The organism is Caulobacter sp. CCG-8 (assembly GCF_037402475.1).
GTDB lineage: Bacteria > Pseudomonadota > Alphaproteobacteria > Caulobacterales > Caulobacteraceae > Caulobacter.
Genome location: NZ_JBBEUD010000002.1, coordinates 288779 through 305579, shown reverse-complemented (window position 1 = coordinate 305579; position 16801 = coordinate 288779). Strand labels below are relative to the sequence as shown.

At 70.7% G+C, this 16801-nt stretch carries 19 protein-coding genes; 11 read left to right on the top strand and 8 right to left on the bottom strand.

What is annotated here, in order from left to right:
• Positions 1-4: 4 nt before the first annotated feature.
• From WAE60_RS02945 to WAE60_RS02935, 3 genes are read left to right on the top strand one after another with little or no spacing between them, the layout of a single operon-like run.
• Complete coding sequence (locus WAE60_RS02945; RefSeq protein ID WP_029917288.1) at positions 5-352, top strand: SUF system Fe-S cluster assembly protein; 348 nt, start codon at positions 5-7, stop codon at positions 350-352.
• Between the two features lie 14 nt (positions 353-366).
• Positions 367-759, top strand: a complete 393-nt coding sequence (locus WAE60_RS02940; RefSeq protein WP_029917287.1) for an iron-sulfur cluster assembly accessory protein — start codon at positions 367-369, stop codon at positions 757-759.
• Entirely contained in the window at positions 759-959 is a 201-nt protein-coding gene (locus tag WAE60_RS02935) for a hypothetical protein (RefSeq protein ID WP_337684892.1), read from the top strand. The genes WAE60_RS02940 and WAE60_RS02935 overlap by 1 nt, the downstream gene beginning before the upstream one ends.
• A 4-nt stretch (positions 960-963) precedes the next feature.
• Here WAE60_RS02935 and WAE60_RS02930 read toward each other — a convergent pair whose 3' ends face one another.
• The 4 genes from WAE60_RS02930 to WAE60_RS02915 form a co-directional block, all read right to left on the bottom strand.
• A complete protein-coding gene (locus WAE60_RS02930) occupies positions 964-1329 on the bottom strand; it encodes a hypothetical protein (RefSeq protein WP_337684891.1) in 366 nt (121 codons plus the stop codon).
• Positions 1330-1412: 83 nt separating this feature from the next.
• Complete coding sequence (locus tag WAE60_RS02925; protein WP_337684889.1) at positions 1413-1730, bottom strand: hypothetical protein; 318 nt, start codon at positions 1728-1730, stop codon at positions 1413-1415.
• Complete coding sequence (locus WAE60_RS02920) at positions 1723-2511, bottom strand: lysophospholipid acyltransferase family protein (protein ID WP_337684888.1); 789 nt, start codon at positions 2509-2511, stop codon at positions 1723-1725. Before WAE60_RS02920 ends, WAE60_RS02925 begins: the two co-directional genes overlap by 8 nt.
• Before the next feature lie 34 nt (positions 2512-2545).
• Positions 2546-3106 (bottom strand): TetR/AcrR family transcriptional regulator, encoded by a 561-nt coding sequence (locus WAE60_RS02915; RefSeq protein WP_029917282.1) that lies wholly within the window; start codon positions 3104-3106, stop codon positions 2546-2548.
• A 96-nt stretch (positions 3107-3202) separates the two neighbouring features.
• Here WAE60_RS02915 and WAE60_RS02910 point away from each other — a divergent pair, with 96 nt between their 5' ends.
• Positions 3203-4195, top strand: coding sequence for a glycosyltransferase family 9 protein (locus tag WAE60_RS02910; protein ID WP_337684887.1), 993 nt, complete (start codon positions 3203-3205; stop codon positions 4193-4195).
• Between the two features lies 1 nt (position 4196).
• Complete coding sequence (locus WAE60_RS02905) at positions 4197-4592, top strand: DUF6165 family protein (RefSeq protein WP_029917280.1); 396 nt, start codon at positions 4197-4199, stop codon at positions 4590-4592.
• Positions 4593-4597: 5 nt separating this feature from the next.
• Here the strand turns inward: WAE60_RS02905 and WAE60_RS02900 are convergent, their stop codons facing one another.
• The 4 genes from WAE60_RS02900 to WAE60_RS02885 all read right to left on the bottom strand — a co-directional run bounded on the left by WAE60_RS02900 (position 4598) and on the right by WAE60_RS02885 (position 8316).
• Positions 4598-5419, bottom strand: coding sequence for an arginase family protein (locus tag WAE60_RS02900; protein WP_337684884.1), 822 nt, complete (start codon positions 5417-5419; stop codon positions 4598-4600).
• Between the two features lie 32 nt (positions 5420-5451).
• Positions 5452-6567: an FUSC family protein gene (locus tag WAE60_RS02895; protein WP_029917278.1), complete on the bottom strand. Its 1116-nt coding sequence runs from the start codon at positions 6565-6567 to the stop codon at positions 5452-5454.
• Entirely contained in the window at positions 6568-7059 is a 492-nt protein-coding gene (locus WAE60_RS02890) for a CinA family protein (RefSeq protein WP_029917277.1), read from the bottom strand.
• A 105-nt stretch (positions 7060-7164) separates the two neighbouring features.
• Positions 7165-8316, bottom strand: a complete 1152-nt coding sequence (locus tag WAE60_RS02885; RefSeq protein WP_337684883.1) for a bifunctional 2-C-methyl-D-erythritol 4-phosphate cytidylyltransferase/2-C-methyl-D-erythritol 2,4-cyclodiphosphate synthase — start codon at positions 8314-8316, stop codon at positions 7165-7167.
• 97 nt (positions 8317-8413) lie between these two features.
• On the opposite strand from WAE60_RS02885, the gene dusB reads away from it, so the two are divergent.
• From dusB to WAE60_RS02855, 6 genes are all read left to right on the top strand, one after another.
• Positions 8414-9421, top strand: a complete 1008-nt coding sequence (dusB, locus tag WAE60_RS02880; RefSeq protein WP_337684882.1) for a tRNA dihydrouridine synthase DusB — start codon at positions 8414-8416, stop codon at positions 9419-9421.
• Positions 9418-10548 carry an ATP-binding protein gene (locus tag WAE60_RS02875; protein WP_029917274.1) on the top strand — a complete coding sequence of 377 codons (1131 nt, stop codon included), beginning with the start codon at positions 9418-9420 and terminating at the stop codon, positions 10546-10548. Before dusB ends, WAE60_RS02875 begins: the two co-directional genes overlap by 4 nt.
• A complete protein-coding gene (locus WAE60_RS02870) occupies positions 10545-11966 on the top strand; it encodes a sigma-54-dependent Fis family transcriptional regulator (protein WP_029917273.1) in 1422 nt (473 codons plus the stop codon). The genes WAE60_RS02875 and WAE60_RS02870 overlap by 4 nt, the downstream gene beginning before the upstream one ends.
• Positions 11967-12111: 145 nt before the next feature.
• The gene (locus WAE60_RS02865; protein ID WP_337684881.1) at positions 12112-14355 is read left to right on the top strand and encodes a PAS domain-containing sensor histidine kinase; all 2244 of its coding nucleotides are present in this window, start codon (positions 12112-12114) and stop codon (positions 14353-14355) included.
• A complete protein-coding gene (locus WAE60_RS02860) occupies positions 14352-15740 on the top strand; it encodes a sigma-54 dependent transcriptional regulator (protein WP_029917271.1) in 1389 nt (462 codons plus the stop codon). Before WAE60_RS02865 ends, WAE60_RS02860 begins: the two co-directional genes overlap by 4 nt.
• A gap of 167 nt (positions 15741-15907) precedes the next feature.
• On the top strand, positions 15908-16771 hold the full coding sequence (locus WAE60_RS02855; RefSeq protein WP_337684880.1) for a D-amino-acid transaminase: 864 nt from the start codon (positions 15908-15910) through the stop codon (positions 16769-16771).
• Positions 16772-16801: the final 30 nt, after the last annotated feature.

Below are 16801 nucleotides of genomic sequence, written 5' to 3'. Positions count from 1 at the left end.
CCTCATGACCGAACCCGCCACCACGTCCGCGATCCCTCAGGCCGAACTCGACCGCCTGACCGACCAGCTGATCGAGAAGCTCAAGACCGTGTTCGACCCGGAAATCCCGGTCGACATCTACGAGCTGGGCCTGATCTACAAGGTCGACGTCAGCGACGAGAAGGACGTGGCCATCGACATGACCCTGACCGCCCCGGGCTGCCCGGTGGCCGGCGAGATGCCGGGCTGGGTCAAGGACGCGGTCATGGAGATCCCGGATATCAAGTCGTGCCACGTCGACCTGGTGTTCGAGCCGCCGTGGGACCCCTCGCGGATGAGCGACGAGGCCAAGCTGCAACTGAACATGTTCTGATCGGTTCGAAAGCCATGGAAACCGCCGTCACCCCGCGCGTTCGTCGCCCCCGACCCAAGGTCGTCACCCTGACGCCGGCCGCCGCCGCGCGGGTGAAGGAGATCATGGACCGGGCCGATAAGCCCTATGCCGGGCTGCGGGTGGGCGTGAAGAACGGCGGCTGCGCGGGCTCGGAATACATCTTCGAATACGCGGCCGAGAAGGGCCCAATCGACGAGGTGGTCGAGGACCAGGGCGTCACCATCCTGATCGACCCCAAGGCCGTGCTGTTCCTGATCGGCACCACGATCGACTACGAGACCACCAAGCTGTCGTCGAAGTTCGTGTTCAACAACCCGAACGAGACCGACGCCTGCGGCTGCGGCGAGAGCGTGACGATCCAGCCCGCGCCGGAGGCTTTGGACTGATGCTGGCCCGCACGCCATCCTGCATCGAATGCGGCCTGCCGTGGGGCGCGCCGCGCTTTCGTCACGAGGACGAGGCGCCGCTGTACTGGTCCGACACGGGCCTGCTGTGCTCGGCCCCGTGCGCCCAGGCCCATTTCGCCAGGCGCCGGGAGGACGGCACCTTCGTTCCCGTGCCGGCCGAGTGTCCGGTCGAGGTCTAGGACCTCAGGTCGTCGGGGCCGTCCCCGCGCCGAAGGCGATCGCCCCGAAGGCCACCGCCAGGGCCACGAAGGGCAGGACCGAACCTATGGCCAGGAAGCGCATCCGCCCCGTGCCCCCGCTGACGAAGCCGCCGACCGCCGCCAGCAAGGTCGTCAGCGGCAGGGCGAAACAGGCGTAGACGAAGGTGTAGATGGCCGCGTTCACGCCGCCGTCCGACGCCATCACCGACATGGCGGCCAGGCCCAGGGCCGGGACCGTCAGCACCAGCCAGATCGCCCCGACCACGAAGGCCAGGATGCGGCGGCCGCGCGACGCCCTTGCCGGCCGAAGCGGCGCCGCTGCGTCGATCGAAGTGTAGGTCGAGCGCATGAAGACCACCTATGGAAGTGATTTGAGAATTATCGACCTCAGGAAGAATCGCAAGTCTTCGATACGGCTCTTTCCGCACGACTTCAGAGGCAGCCTTTCCCGAACAGGCAGGCGCCCGTGATGCAGGGGAACGGCGTGACCGCGAGGACGGCCATCACGCCGCTCGGGATCGTGAGCCAGGCCAGGCCGCCCACGTCTCGAAAGGCCCGACGCACCAGACACAGCCAGAAGATCACGGTGACGCCCGTCGCCGCCATGATCGCATAGGCCATCCCGTCGCTGGTCGATAACGCGATCACCGTGGACAGGCCTAGGGCGGAGACGGCCGCTCCGTAGGGCGCGGCGAGATGGAACGCACGGCTGGATGGAAGTTCGAAGGCCGGCCCACCGCGACTAGACAACCGCCGTCTCCGGCCTCGTCGGAATGTTCTTCCGCCCGTTCCACTCGACCAGCACCGACGGCTTGACCGGCTCGCCGCGCGCCTGGGCGATCAGCTGGTTGGTGCGGGTCTCGATGACCTCTTCCATCTTGGCCATGAACGCGCTCTTGGACAGGCCCTGGGGCAGGGGCGGCAGGAACTCGATGGTGGCCGTGCCCGGGGTCTTCGTCTTGTCCTGCTGCTTCCAGAAGCAGCCCAGGTTCGTCGCCACCGGCACGACCGGCAGGCCGAAGTCCTGGCTCATGTGGTAGACGCCGGTGCGGTAGCGGAACCGCTCGCCCGGCGCGGCCAGGTGGCCCTCCGGATAGATCAGGATGCGGCGGCCTTCGGCGGCCACCTGGGCGGCGCTCTGCGACAGGGCCTTGCGGGCTTCGGGCCCGCCGCAGCTGTCGACCACGATGGCGCCGAACTTCTTGAGGATCGCCCCGACCAGCGGGAACTTCTCCAGATGGTCGCCGGTCACGAAGCTGAGATTGTCGACATTGGCGAACATCACGAAGCCGTCGCCCCAGCTGTGGTGCTTGGCGGCGATGATGAAGGCGCCCTTGGGCAGGTTCTCCTGGCCCTTCAGCTCGATCCTGACCCCGGCGAAGACGCGCAGGGCCCAGATCATCCGCTGGCTGTAGAGCCGCAGCGCGAAGGCGATCGGCTTGCGGCCCGGGAGCAGGGCGGAGAGGGCGGCCGACAGGCCGTAGAAGATCGACAGAACCCAGTAGTAGGCGTTGAACAGCGCGCTGCGCATGGTTCGTTGTCCCAAGGAGCCCTTCGGGGCGGGGTTATCGGGCGGAAAGCACGGCCTGGACGGCCGCCGTCATCAGGGGAGCATGAGCGGAAAGGTCGTCATCGCCCAGGCGGCCGTAGGCCTTGTTCTGGGCGGTCTGGGTGATCACGCCCATGGCCATGGCCGCGACGACGCGCGGGTCGCCCGGCGGCAGTTCGGCGTCCATCATCGCACGCTTGATCAGCCCCTCGACCACCGACACCGGGTCCAGGCCGTCCTCCTGGTAGTAGGGCAGGAAGTGGTGCAGCTGCAGCAGGTGGAAGGCGAACAGCAGCCAGTCCTCGTCGGCCACGGTGCAATAGGCGCGGACCACGGCGGCGGCTTTGGCCTGGATACCCGTCGCCATGTCGGCATTGACCGAGATCAGGTCGGAAAGCCGCCGGTGCGTGGTCATGAACAGGCCCACGGCCAGCTCGTCCTTGCTCTTCCAGTGGCGGTAGATCGCGCCCTCCGACACGCCGGCCTTGGCGGCGATCAGCTTGGTGGTGGCCGCGTCGACGCCGCGCTCGACGAAGACCTCGAGGGCGGCGCGTTCGATCTTGGGCTTGGCGTTCATGGCGCGAAGCTAGCACGCCTCCCACGCCTTGCAAGTGATTACTCACATTCGCCGTTCCGCGTTGACCTGGACGCGCGCGGCGGCCTAAGGCGGGCCATGGTCCAGACGATCCTGATCTATTCCATGGGCGAGGTGATCGGCGACGGGCTGATCAAGCTGCCGTTCATCGCCGGCCTGCGCACCGCCTTTCCCCAAGCCAGGATCACCTGGTGCGCCGCCAAGGGCGAAACGGTCTATGCCGGCCCGCTGAAAGGCGTGGTGGCCGGCTATGTCGACGAGATCCTGACCGACGGTCCGACCGGCGACGCGCCGCTGGACGTGCTGCCCTGGGTCAAGCCGTTCGGCGGGCGGACCTTCGACCTGGTGATCGACACCCAGGAGAACCTGCGCCGCAGCCTGGTGGCCCGCCGCGCGGTCGCAAATGGGGGTTCGTTCGTTTCGGCCGCCGCCCAGGCCCGCAAGTCCGGCTGGCCGGCCGCCGTGGTCGAGCGCCTGGCCCGGCTGCTGGCCCTGGCCACCGACGGGACGGGCGCGCCGCGTCCCCTGACCCTGACCGATCCCGCCGCCGCCGACGCCGCCCGCGCCCTGCTGCCCACCGCCCGTCTCGGCGGACCGGTCTATGTCGGCCTCGCGCCCGGCGCGGGCGGCCAGGACAAGCGCTGGCCGCTGGAGCGCTACCTGGAGCTGGCCCGCTGCATCGAGGCGTCCGGCCGCAAGGCGGTGTTCTTCTTCGGTCCCGACGAGGCGGCCGACGCCCAGGCGGCGCGCGAAGCGGTCCCCGAGGCCCTGTTCCCCGAGAAGGACCGCACCGACGGCTTCCCGCAGGTGAAGGGGCCGATGCTGGCCATCGCCCTGGCCGGACGCCTGACCGCCGCCGTCGCCAACGACGCCGGCCCGGGCCACATGCTGGCGGCCGGTGGCGCGCCCCTGCTGTCGCTGCAAAAGACCCATCGCAAGGCGGTCAAGTTCCGCCCCGCCGCGCGCCGTCTTGAGCTGCTGGTCGCGGAGGACTACGGACAGGACATGGCCGCCCTGCCGCTCGACGTGGTGGAGGCCGCCCTGCAACGCCTGATCGCCGGAGCCTCCTGACATGCCCATCCTAGCCCCCGTCTCGGCCGGCGAACTGATCGACAAGATCACTATCCTGCGGGTCAAGGCCGCGCGGATCGGCGACGCGGCCAAGGAGGCCAATGTCCGCAAAGAGCTGGCCCTGCTGGAAGAGATCGCCGCGCGCGAACTCACGTCCTCGCCGGAGCTGGACGACCTGACCGACCAGCTGACCGAGATCAACGCCGCCCTCTGGGACATCGAGGACGGCAAGCGCGACTGCGAGCGTCGTCAGGACTTCGGCCCGCGATTCGTCGAGCTGGCCCGCCGCGTCTATGTCGACAACGACCGCCGCGCGGCCGTGAAGCGCCAGATCAACACCCTGGCGGGTTCCGACATTGTCGAGGAGAAGAGCTACAAGCCGTACCTGGCCGGGTAGGGCGGTTAGGACGCCAGGCGCGCGATCAGCGGGGCCAGGGCGTCCAGCAGGGCGTCGACGTCGCCGGGCGCGCCCGTCGCGGCGAAGACGTCCTCGAACTCGGCGATCTCCAGGCCGATCACCCGGTTGCGGGCCAGGACCGCACCGGCCTCTCGCAGATCGGCGAAGGAGAGACCGTTCTCCACGCTGTATTCCGTCGGGACCAGCCCCGGGTCCAGCACGTCGCAATCCAGATGCACATAGACCGGCCGGTCGCCGATCGCCTCGGCCAGGCGCCGGGCGATCCCCGGGCCGGCCGCCACCAGCCGGGGTCCGCCGCCGGCGATCAGGGCGGCCTCGCACGGATCCAGGTCCCGCGCCCCGACCAGCACGACGTCGGCCAGGTGCAGCCCGCGGCCCAGGCCGCTGTCCCAGACCCCGGCGGCGGCGGTCAGCACCATGCCGCCCAGGTAGCCGGTCGTGGAATGGGCGGGCTGGTTGCAGTCGCCGTGGGCGTCGAACCACACGACCAGGGCGTCGGGATGGTGGCGCAGCACGACGGGCAGGGCGGCGATCGAGGCCGCGCACCGGCCCTGGGTCACCAGCGACGCCTTGCCGTCGGCCAGCACGGCGTCCAGGCGCGCCGCCAGGGCCTCAAACCCTGGACGGGCCGCCTCCAACTCCTTGGACCAGCCGGCCGCCAGGGGCGGGGCCTGGGCGCCCACGTGCTCGGCGGCCAGGCCCAGGCGGGCCTCGAGCGCCGCGCCCACGGCCAGGGCGCCGGCCGCGCCGCGCGGATTGCGGTCGCCGGCGCGACCCTGGAAGACGGTGAGGGCGAGAGAAGACATGCCGCTTAGCTAGTCGCTGACCCGCGTTCGCGCTAGGCGCGCTTGCCGACGGTCTCCTCGACCCGCTCCTCGAAGTCGCCGAGGTTGCCGAACAGGTTCTCGATCGCGAACACCAGGCCGAAGACCCGCGCCGCGTCGTCGAAGGCCAGGGCCCGGGTGCCGCCGCCGGCCCGCAGGGTCTCGACCGCCCCCTGGAACGCCTGGTGGGCCTCGGCGAAGGCCAGGCGGTCGGGGCGGGGACCGCCCGACAGCAGGGCGGCGCAGGCCCTCAGGAACACGGCGCTGGCGTTCAGCATGGCCGCCGACGGCAAGGCCAGGCCGGGCGAGGGGAAGGCCTCGCGCAGCGCCCGGCCGATCATCACGCTGTCGTTGCGCAGCCGCCAGAGGGTGCGGGGCAGGGCGTCCGTCACCGAATGGTCGCTGAGCCGGCTGGCGCTCTCGCGATCGGCCTCGGTCATGGCCGTCTGCAGTTTGGACAGGGCCTTGAGCGTGTCGTCATAGTGGCCGCGCGCCTCCAGGTCGGTCGCGCCGCCCTTCAGCTTCAGGGCGTAGTGCTCCAGGAGGTCGGCCAGCAGCTCGGCCACCTTGTTGGCGTTGTCGACCACGGTGGCGTGGGCGCGGGCCGGGAAGATCAGCAGGGTGGCGGCGATGCCGACCACGCTGCCGACCGTGATCTCGGCCACCCGCAGGAAGGCAGCCACCAGCGGGTCCATGTGGGTTGTCGTGCCGATCAGCATGATCACGGCGGTCACCGGCGCGACCTTGAAGGCCGGGCGGACGGCGGCCAGGAAGGCCAGCAGGGCGGCGGTCACGGCCAGGATCGGGCCGCCGGCCTCGGGGAAGCGGGCGTGGACCATGGCCGCTCCGGCCCCGACCGCGGCCCCCACGGCGGTGCCCATCAGCCGCTCGATCGAGGCGGTGATGGTCGCGCCCAGGCTGGACTGGACGATGATCACGGCGGTGAACACCGCCCAGTAGCCCTGGGGCAGGCGCAGCAGGGTGGCCAGGGCGTAGGCGGCCACCACGGCCGATGACACCCGGATGGCGTGGCGCAGCTCGGTCTGGCGCGCGGCGGCCTTGGCCAGGGCGGTCCGGGAAAGCTCCAGGCCGACGAAGCGTCGCCAGTCGCTGGGCGCGGTCTCCGGCATCTAGGCCACGGCCTCGCGCAGCATCTCCAAGGCGGTGCGCACGGCGGCCAGCTGCACGCCCTCGCGCGTCTCGCCGTCGAACAGCTCGTGACGGTGGACGACCGAGCGGTTGGCCCGGGCGACGGCGAAATGCACCGTGCCGACGGGCTTCAGCGGCGAGCCGCCGCCGGGTCCGGCCACGCCGGTGATGGCGACCGCCACATGGGCGTTGCTGGCCTCCAGCGCGCCCTCGGCCATCATCCGCGCGACGACTTCCGACACCGCCCCGTGGTCGGCGATCAGGTCGCCCGGCACGCCCAGCATCTCGCTCTTGGCCCGGTTGGTGTAGGTGACGAAGCCGCGCTCGAAGACGTCGGACGCCCCGGCGATGTTGCAGATCGCCCCGGCCACGAGCCCGCCCGTGCAGCTCTCGGCCGCGGCCAGCCGCAGCGACCTGCCGCGGGCTTCGTCGATCAGCAGGCGGGCCAGGGTCTGGATTTCGAGCGGGAACATCGCGAACTCCTGCGCCGAAGGCGGGGACACACACTCACACCACGGTCAGCGGTCGAATGGCAATGTGGATGGGGTGAGTGTGTGTCCCCATCGTCGTCCAGAGCCTCAGGCCGGCGTCTCGACCACGGCGATCGCCTGGGCGGCCAGGCCTTCGCCGCGGCCGGTGAAGCCCATGCCCTCGGTCGTCGTCGCCTTGACGCTGACCCGGTCCAGCGGCAGGTCCAGGATCTGGGCCAGGCGTTCGCGCATCGCCGCCCGGTGCGGTTTGATCTTGGGCCGCTCGCAGATCAGCGTCACGTCGACATTGACCAGACTTCCGCCGCGTTGGCGGACCAGATTGGCGGCATGGATCAGGAACTTGTCCGAGGCCGCGCCCTTCCATTGCGGATCGGTGGGCGGGAAGTGGTCGCCGATGTCGCCTTCGCCGATCGCGCCCAGGATGGCGTCCGTCAGGGCGTGCAGGCCCGCGTCGGCGTCGGAGTGGCCGATCAGGGTCTCGTCGTGGGCGATCTCGACGCCGCACAGCCACACCGACTCACCCGGGCCCCAGCGGTGGGCGTCGAAGCCCTGGCCCATGCGGGTGATGCGCGCGCGGCCCGCCAACGTCTCGGCCATGGCGAAGTCCTCCGGATAGGTCAGCTTCATAAGCATCGGGTCGCCGGGAACGACGACGACGCGGCCGCCGTGGCGTTCGACCACCTGGCCGTCGTCGGTGGGTTCGTCCGGTCCCGTCCAAGCGGCGTAGGCGGCCAGCAGTCGGTCGCGGCGGAACGCCTGGGGGGTCTGGGCCCGCCACAGGTCGTTACGCGGTTTTGTGACGACGCTGGAATCCAGCGCCCCGCTTTTCAGCGTATCGGCGACCGGCAAGGCCGGAATCGCGCCGTCGGCGTCGTCCAGGGCCTTCAGCACCGAGACGATTGTTGCGGCGCCGAGGAAGGGGCGGGCGGCGTCGTGGATCAGCACCGGTTCGTCGGCCGCGCGGTCGGCGAGGGCCGCCAGGCCGGCCTGGACGGAAAGGGCGCGAGTCGCGCCGCCGGCGGTCGTGGTCCAGCCCGCCAGGCCGTCCAGCGCCTCGTCCAGCTGTGGGCGCGCCTCGGGATCGGCCACGATCACGAGCTTTTGCGCGCCGCCGGCCAGCAGGGCTTCCGCCGACCATCGCAGGACGGTCTTGCCCGCCAGGACGCGCCATTGCTTGGCCTGGCCGGGGCCGGCCCGGGTACCGGAACCAGCGGCGACGATGACGGCGGAGAAGGTCATGCGGGCTGTTTATCCGCCCGAAGAAACTTGTCCAGAGAAGAGCCTTTACGGCGCCGCACAAATTGCCTAAAAACAGTGCGGTGGGGATGCATATAAAATGAGCAACAGTCTCGCAGTCGGCAAGGTCGAGGTGCCCGGGCGTGTTTGGATCGCGCCGATGACGGGCGTTTCCGATCTGCCTTTCAGGGAAACCGCCACCCGCCTCGGCGCGGCCTATGTGGCGACCGAGATGGTGGCCTGCGCGGAATTCGCGAAGGGGCGGCCCGACGTCGTGCGCCGCGCCGCCGTGGGCGACGGCCTGCCGCTGATGGTTGTCCAGCTGGTCGGCCGCGATCCCGGCTTCATGGCCCAGGGCGCGAGGATGGCCGCCGACGCCGGGGCCCAGATCATCGACCTGAACTTCGGCTGCCCGGCCAAGGAAGTCACCAAGGGCGCGGCCTCGGGCTCGGCCCTGATGCGCGAGCCGGACCTGGCCGAGGCCCTGGTCGCCGCCGCCGTCGAGGCCGTCGATGTGCCCGTCACCGTCAAGATGCGCCTGGGCTGGGACGACGACAGCCGCAACGCCGCCGACATCGCCCGCCGGGCCGTCGACGCCGGCGCCCAGGCGATCACCGTCCACGGCCGCACCCGCTGCCAGTTCTACAAGGGCCAGGCCGACTGGGAGGCCGTGGCGGCCGTCAAGGCGACGGTCGGCGTGCCGGTCCTGGTCAACGGCGACATCGTCGACGGCGACACCGCCCGGGCGGCGCTGGACCAGTCCGGCGCCGACGGTGTGATGATCGGCCGGGGCGTCTACGGCCGCCCCTGGATCGCCCAGGCCATCGAGGCGGCGCTGCGCGGCGAGGGCTTCCGTGAGCCGGACGCCGAGGAGCGCCTGGCCATCGCCGTCACCCATTTCCGCCGCAGCCTCGACTTCTACGGCCAGAGCCTGGGCCTGAAGATGTTCCGCAAGCACCTGGCCTCGTACATCGAGGCCGCGCCGTGGCCGGACAGCGAGGAGGCGCGCCGCGCCGCCCGCGCCGCCCTGTGCCGGCTGGACGACCCGTCCGCCGTCGAGGACGGCCTGGCCGCCCTGTGGCTGGGCGATCGGAGGCTGGCCGCATGACCGACCACGCCCGCATGGCTCCGACCAAGGTTTCCGACAGCCTGAAGATCGCGGCCTTCGACCTCAGCCCCGAACCCGCCCTGGTGATCGACCGCGACGGCGCGCTGGTGGCGGTCAACGAGGCCGCCGAGGCCCTGTTCGGCCAGGGCCTGTCGCTACTGGCCCGGGGGCGCTTCCGCGCCGCCCTGCCGCCAGGCTCGGTGCTGGTCTCGATGATGGACCGCGCCCTGTTCGAAGGCGCCCTGGTCCGCGAGCACGGGGTCGAAGTCAATCTGTTCGGCCAGCCGCCCTTCGAGGCCGACGGCGCCGCCGCGCCGCTGGGCGACGGCTCGGTGATGCTGACCCTGCACGTCAAGGGCGTGCTGGGCGTCGAGCGGGCCACCGACGCCGCCGGCCTGCGCTCGGTGGTGGGCCTGGGCCGCATGCTGGCCCACGAGATCAAGAACCCGCTGGCCGGCATCCGCGGCGCGGCCCAACTGCTGAAGACCGGCGCCAGCGCCGCCGACCAGCCCCTGGCCCAGTTGGTCATGGACGAGACCGACCGCATCCGCCGGCTGGTGGACCGCATGGAGGCCTTCTCCGATCAGGTCCCCGGGCCGCGCGAGGCGGTCAACATTCACCAGGTGCTGGACCGGGTGAGGGCCCTGGTCGTCAACGGCGTGGCCGACGGCCTGATCCTGCGCGAGCACTACGACCCGTCGCTGCCCGACGTCTGGGGCGACGAGGACCACCTGATCCAGGTGTTCCTGAACCTGGTGAAGAACGCCGCCGAGGCCGCCCATTCGCGCGGCGACGGCCAAGGGATGCTGTCGATCCACACCGCCTGGCGCCCCGGCGTCCGGGTGCGCGGGGCCGACGGCAAGGCCGCGGCCGGCGCGCCGATCGAGATCCGCGTGCAGGACAACGGCCCCGGCGTGCCCCAGAGCCTGCGCGACCACCTGTTCCAGCCGTTCGTCACCACCAAGGCCAACGGCACCGGCCTGGGCCTGGCCCTGGTCACCAAGCTGGTGACCAGCCACGGCGGCCTGATCGACTTCGAATCCGAGCCCGGCCGCACCGTGTTCCGCGTGCTGCTGCCGATGGCTTCCGAGAAGCTTGCCCCCTCCACTGGAGACGCCCACGCATGAACGCCGCCAGCAAGAAGATCCTGATCGCCGACGACGACAGCTCGGTGCGGCTGGTGCTCAGCCAGGCCTTCACCCGGCTGGGCTATCAGGTGCGGGCGACGGGCAACGCCACGACCCTGCTGAAGTGGGTCATGGACGGGGAGGGCGACCTGGTCGTCACCGACGTGATGATGCCCGACGAGAACGTCTTCGACGTGCTGCCGCGCATCCGCAAGGAACGCCCCAAACTGCCGATCATCGTGATGAGCGCCCAGAACACCCTGCTGACGGCGGTCAACGCCGCCGACGCCGGGGCGTTCGAATACGTCTCCAAGCCGTTCGACCTGGACGACGTCACCGCCGCCGCGCGCCGGGCCCTGTCGCGTCCGGCCGACGCCGAGGCCTCCAAGGCCCAGGCCCGAGCCATGCGCGACGAGCGGCTGCCGCTGATCGGCCGCTCGGCCCCGATGCAGGAGGTCTACCGCACCATCGCCCGCCTGGTCGGCGCCGACCTGACGGTGCTGATCCTGGGCGAGAGCGGCACCGGCAAGGAGCTGGTGGCCCGCGCCCTGCACGAGCTGGGCCGCCGTCGCGACGGCAAGTTCGTGGTCATCAACCTGGCCGCCGTGCCGCGCGAGCGGGTCGAGGCCGAGCTGTTCGGCCGGGGCGACGGCGACAACGGCCGCCTGATCGAGGCCGACGGCGGCACCCTGTTCCTGGACGAGATCGGCGACATGCCGCTGGACGCCCAGACGCGCCTGCTGCGGGTGATCGACGGCACCGAGCCGGTGCTCAACCCCAAGACCGGCCGTCGCCCCAACGTGCGGATCATCGCCGCCACCAACCGCGACCTGCGCGGGCTGATCAACCAGGGCCTGTTCCGCGAGGACCTGTTCTTCCGCCTGAACGTCGCGCCCGTGCGCCTGCCGCCGCTGCGCGACCGCACCGAGGACATCCCGGACCTGGCCCGCACCTTCCTGCTGCGCGCCGCCCGCGAAGGGCTTCCCGCGAAGACCATCGACCAGAGCGCCCTGGACCGCATGAAAAGCCATGCCTGGCCCGGCAACGTGCGCGAGCTGGAGAACCTGATCCGGCGGATGTGCGCCCTCTACGCCGAGGAGCTGATCACCGCCCGGATCGTCGATCGCGAACTGCAGGACCACACCCCGGCCGCCCACGCGGACGAGGGGCCGGTCACCCTGGCCAGCCTGGTCGAGCGTCACCTGTCGTCGCACTTCGCCGACCAGCCCGACGGCGTGCCGGCCGCCGGCCTCTACGACCGCGTGCTGCAGGAGGTGGAGCGCCCGCTGATCCAGCTGACCTTGTCGGCCACGCGCGGCAATCAAGTTCGGGCTGCGGAGATCCTGGGGCTCAACCGCAACACCCTGCGCAAGAAGATCCAGGACCTGGGCGTCGAGATGACGCGCGGGCGCCGCTGAAGCCTCACCGACGGGCCCCTCCGCCGCACTTTCGAGCCCGGACGGAGGGGGTCGCGTGCAAGTGAACGCACTCCAACGCCAAGCCTGACGCCGAATAGGCACATACCTGTTGAGTTTGGGGCACAGTCCACCTTAAACTTGATCAATGGCGTCCGTTCCATCCGTGCTGGAGCTTGAAGGACCGCCGACCCGGTTCAGCCGGGCCTGGTGGCGAGAGCTGTTGCGCTCGCGCTTCACGCTCGGCGGCGCCTACGGGGTGGCGATCGCCCTGACCGCGACGGCGGTCGGCCTGGCCTCGTCGCCGCCGGCCACCGGGCCGATCGGGCCGGCCACCACCGTCATCCTGGTCGTGCTGGGCTTCAACCTGGCCCTGATCCTCTGTATCGCCGGCATCGTCGGCTGGCGGCTGCTGGACCTGGTGGACGCCCGGGCCAGCGACGCCGGCGCGCGCCTGCACCTGCGCTTCGTCGGCCTGTTCTCGGTGGCCGCCGTGGCGCCCGCGGTGATCGTGGCCCTGTTCTTCGGCGTGCTGGTCAACCGCGGGGTCGACGCCTGGTTCAGCGAGCGCGTCCGCACCGTGGTCGAGAACTCGGCCACCGTGGCGCGCTCCTACGTCACCGAGCAGACCACCTATATCAGCCAGCACGTCGGCCCGATGGCCGGCACCCTGAACCAGGCCGCCCCGACCCTGGCCGAATCGCCGGTGGCGTTCGGGCACTTCCTGCGCGGCCTGGCCGACGACAACGGCTTCTCCGCCGCCTATGTGCTGGACCGCGACGGCCGCATCCTGGCGCGGGCCGAGACCGACGAGGCTCCGCCGTTCCTGGCCCCGCCGCCGTCCAGCTTCCGCCGGACCGACACCGGCGACATCACCTCGCAGCGTTTCGTCGACGAGGACCTGTTCCGGGCGCTGTACCGCCTGAAGGCCTTCCCCGACGCCTACCTCTATATCGCCCGGCCGATCGACAAGGGCATCCTGGCCCACCTGATCGAGTCCGAGGCGTCGCTGATCTCGTACCGCGAGGCGGCCAAGAACCAGGCGCGGATCCAGGTGATCTTCGGCCTCAGCTACATCGAGACCGCTTTGCTGGTGCTGGTGGCCGCCGTCTGGGTGGGCATCGCCGCCGCCAACTCGATCGCCGCGCCGGTGTCCGGCCTGGTGCAGGCGGCCGGCCGAGTCTCGGCCGGCGACCTGGACGCCCGGGTGGACGTCGAGATCGGTCCGGAGGAGATCCGCGCCCTGTCGGTGGCCTTCAACATGATGACCACCGACCTCCAGGCCCAGCAGGCGGCCCTGAAGGTGGCCAGCCTGGACGCCGAGTCGCGCCGCCAGTTCATCGAGACCGTGCTGTCGGGCGTCAGCGCCGGCGTGGTCGGCCTGGACGCCGAGGGGCGGATCACCGCGCTGAACCGCCGGGCCGGCGACCTGCTGGCCCTGGACGAGGGCGCGGTGGGCCAGCCGCTGGTCGAGGTCGCGCCCGAGCTGGAAACCGTGATGCAGGAGATCAGCGGCGGCCGTCCCAACGCCGAGGTCGAGATCGACGTGGTGCGCGGCGGCGAGACCCGCCGGCTGCGCTTCCGCGGCGCCGGCCACGCGGCCGAGAGCCTGGTGCTGACCTTCGACGATATCACCCGCCTGATGGCCGCCCAGCGCAACGCCGCCTGGAAGGACGTCGCCCGTCGGATCGCCCACGAGATCAAGAACCCGCTGACGCCGATCCAGCTGTCGGCCGAGCGCATCCGCCGCAAGTACCGCAAGGACATCACCGGCGACCTGGACACCTTCGACCGCTGCACCGAGACCATCATCCGCCAGGTCGGCGACATCGGCCGGATGGTCGACGAGTTCTCGGCCTTCGCCCGGATGCCCGCGCCGCGCTTCGCTCCGGCCGACCTGACCGAGATGCTGCGCCAGGCCGTCTTCGCCCAACGCTTCGTCGACGCCGAGACCGAGGTGGTGCTGGAAGACCCCGAAGAGGACGTCTGGATCAGCTGCGACGCCCGCATGGTGGGCCAGGCCCTGACCAACATCCTGAAGAACGCCGGCGAGGCGGTCGGCGCGCGCCGCCAAGCCTCGCCGGAGCCGCCGGGCCGCATCGTCGCCAGCCTGGTCTCGGACGACGAGCACCTGTGCCTGGTGGTCGAGGACAACGGCGTGGGCCTGCCCGCCAAGGACCGCGACCGCCTGACCGAACCCTATGTCACGACCCGCGAGAAGGGCACCGGCCTCGGGCTGGCGATCGTCAAGCGGATCATGGAGGACCATGAAGGCGAACTGGTCCTGACCGACGCGCTGAACGGAACCGGCGCCCGGGTCATCCTGAAGTTCCCCACGACCGCGCGGCTCGCCGCCGCCAACGCCCAGACCGGCGTAGAGGAGATGATATGAGCGCTGACGTGCTTGTGGTCGACGACGAAGTCGATATCCGCGAACTGGTGGCCGGCATCCTGGAGGATGAGGGCTACGCGGTGCGGGTGGCGGCCGACTCCGACCAGGCGCTGGCCGCCCTGAGGGCGCGCAAGCCCGCGCTGCTGGTGCTGGACATCTGGATGCAGGGCGGGGGCATGGACGGGCTGGAGCTGCTCGACATGGTCAAGGCCCTGGACCCCGACCTGCCGGTGATCATGATCTCGGGCCACGGCAACATCGAGACCGCCGTCAGCGCCATCAAGCGCGGGGCCTACGAGTTCCTGGAGAAGCCGTTCAAGTCCGACCGCCTGCTACTGGTGGTCGAACGGGCCCTGGAAGCGGCCAACCTCAAGCGCGAGAACCGCCGCCTGCGGGTGCAGAGCTTCACGTCCGACGGCCTGATGGGCAAGTCGGCGGCGGCCCAGGCCCTGCGCCAGCTGATCGCCAAGGTCGCCCCGGCCAACAGCCGCGTGCTCGTCTCGGGCCCGCCCGGTTCGGGCAAGGAGCTGGTGGCGCGGCTGATCCACGGCTCCAGCGGCCGCTCGCGCAACGAGTTCGTGGCGGTCAGCGCCGCGGGCATGGCGCCCGAGCGCCTGGACGTCGAGCTGTTCGGCGAGGAAGGCGAGGGCGGTCGCCCGCGCAAGATCGGGGTGTTCGAACGCGCCCACGGCGGCACCCTGTATCTCGACGAAGTGGCCGACATGCCGCGCGAGACCCAGAGCCGCATCCTGCGGGTCCTGGTCGAGCAGCGCTTCCGCCGCGTGGGCGGCGACAGCGACGTCCAGGTGGACGTGCGGGTCATCTCCTCGACCTCGCGCGAGCTGCGCGACGAGATCGCCGCCGGACGATTCCGCGAGGACCTGTTCCACCGCCTGAACGTGGTGCCGGTGCGCGTGCCGGGCCTGTCGGAGCGCCGGGAGGACATCCCCGAACTGATCAGCTACTTCGTCGATCGCGTCTGCGAGGCCACCGGCCTGCAGCGGCGGCGGCTGGGCGAGGACGCCCTGGCGACCCTGCAGGTCCAGGCCTGGCCGGGCAACGTCCGCCAGCTGCGCAACAACGTCGAGCGCATGCTGATCCTGGCTTCGGGCGAGCCCGGCGACCTGATCACCGCCGAGATGCTGAACGCCAACGAACAGCCGTCCGGCGGCAACGCCGGGGCGATCGGGGCCGAACGCATCATCGCCCTGCCGCTGCGCGAGGCCCGCGAACTGTTCGAGCGCGAGTACCTGAACGCCCAGATCCTGCGGTTCGGCGGCAACATCTCGCGCACGGCCAACTTCATCGGCATGGAGCGCTCGGCCCTGCACCGGAAACTCAAATCCTTGGGCGTCGCAGGTGCACGAGTCGAAGAGGAAGAGTAACTCCCGATATCCGCTCATCCCGGCGAATGCCGGGACCCAGATCCCAAAGCGGAGCGGCTGACTGGAATAGCGATGCGCCAAAGGCGTCATCCCCACGGCCATTCCATCTGGGTCCCGGCATTCGCCGGGATGAGCGGTTTGTGGATGGCTTGAAGGAACACCGAGAAATGTCGCGTTTCGCCTACGTCAACGGCCGCTTTATCCGCCACGGCGACGCCACGGTCCATATCGAGGACCGGGGCTACCAGCTGGCCGACGGCGTCTACGAGGTATGGGCGGTGTTCGGGGGCAAGCTGGCCGACGCGACCGGCCACTTCACGCGGCTGTGGCGCAGCCTGGACGAGCTGAAGATCGCCCACCCGATGACCGAGAAGGCCCTGACCGTGGTGCTGCGCGAGGCCATCCGCCGCAACAAGGTGACCGAGGGCATGGTCTATCTGCAGGTCACCCGGGGCACGGCCCCGCGCGACCACGCCTTCCCCAATCCGGCCGTGCCGCCGTCGGTCGTGGTCACCGCCAAGCGCGTCGACCGCGTGGCCGCCGAGGCCAAGGCCGCCAAGGGCCAGTCGGTGATCACCGTGCCCGAGAACCGCTGGGGCCGCTGCGACATCAAGTCGATCGGCCTGCTGCCCAACGCCCTGGCCAAGCAGGCGGCGCGCGAGCGCGGCGCGGTCGAGGCCTGGTTCGTCGACGAGTTGGGCCTGGTCACCGAAGGCGCTTCGTCCAACGCCTGGATCGTCGACGCCCAGGGCCGCCTGCGCACCCGCGACACCCAGGCCAACATCCTGCGCGGGATCACCCGCTCCAGCCTGCTGGAGGTGATCGCCGAGGCCGGCCTGCCGGTCGCCGAGCAGCCGTTCACGGTGGAGGAGGCCAAGGCCGCCCAGGAAGCCTTCATCACCGGGGCCGGCACCCTGGTGCTGCCGATCGTCAGCGTCGACGGCGCGCAAATCGGCGACGGCAAGCCCGGACCAGTGGCGACGCGGCTTCGGCGTCTCTATATCGAGCGCGCGAAAGCGGCGGCGATCTAGGACGATAGTCTAGGTTTACACGCCTTAGCG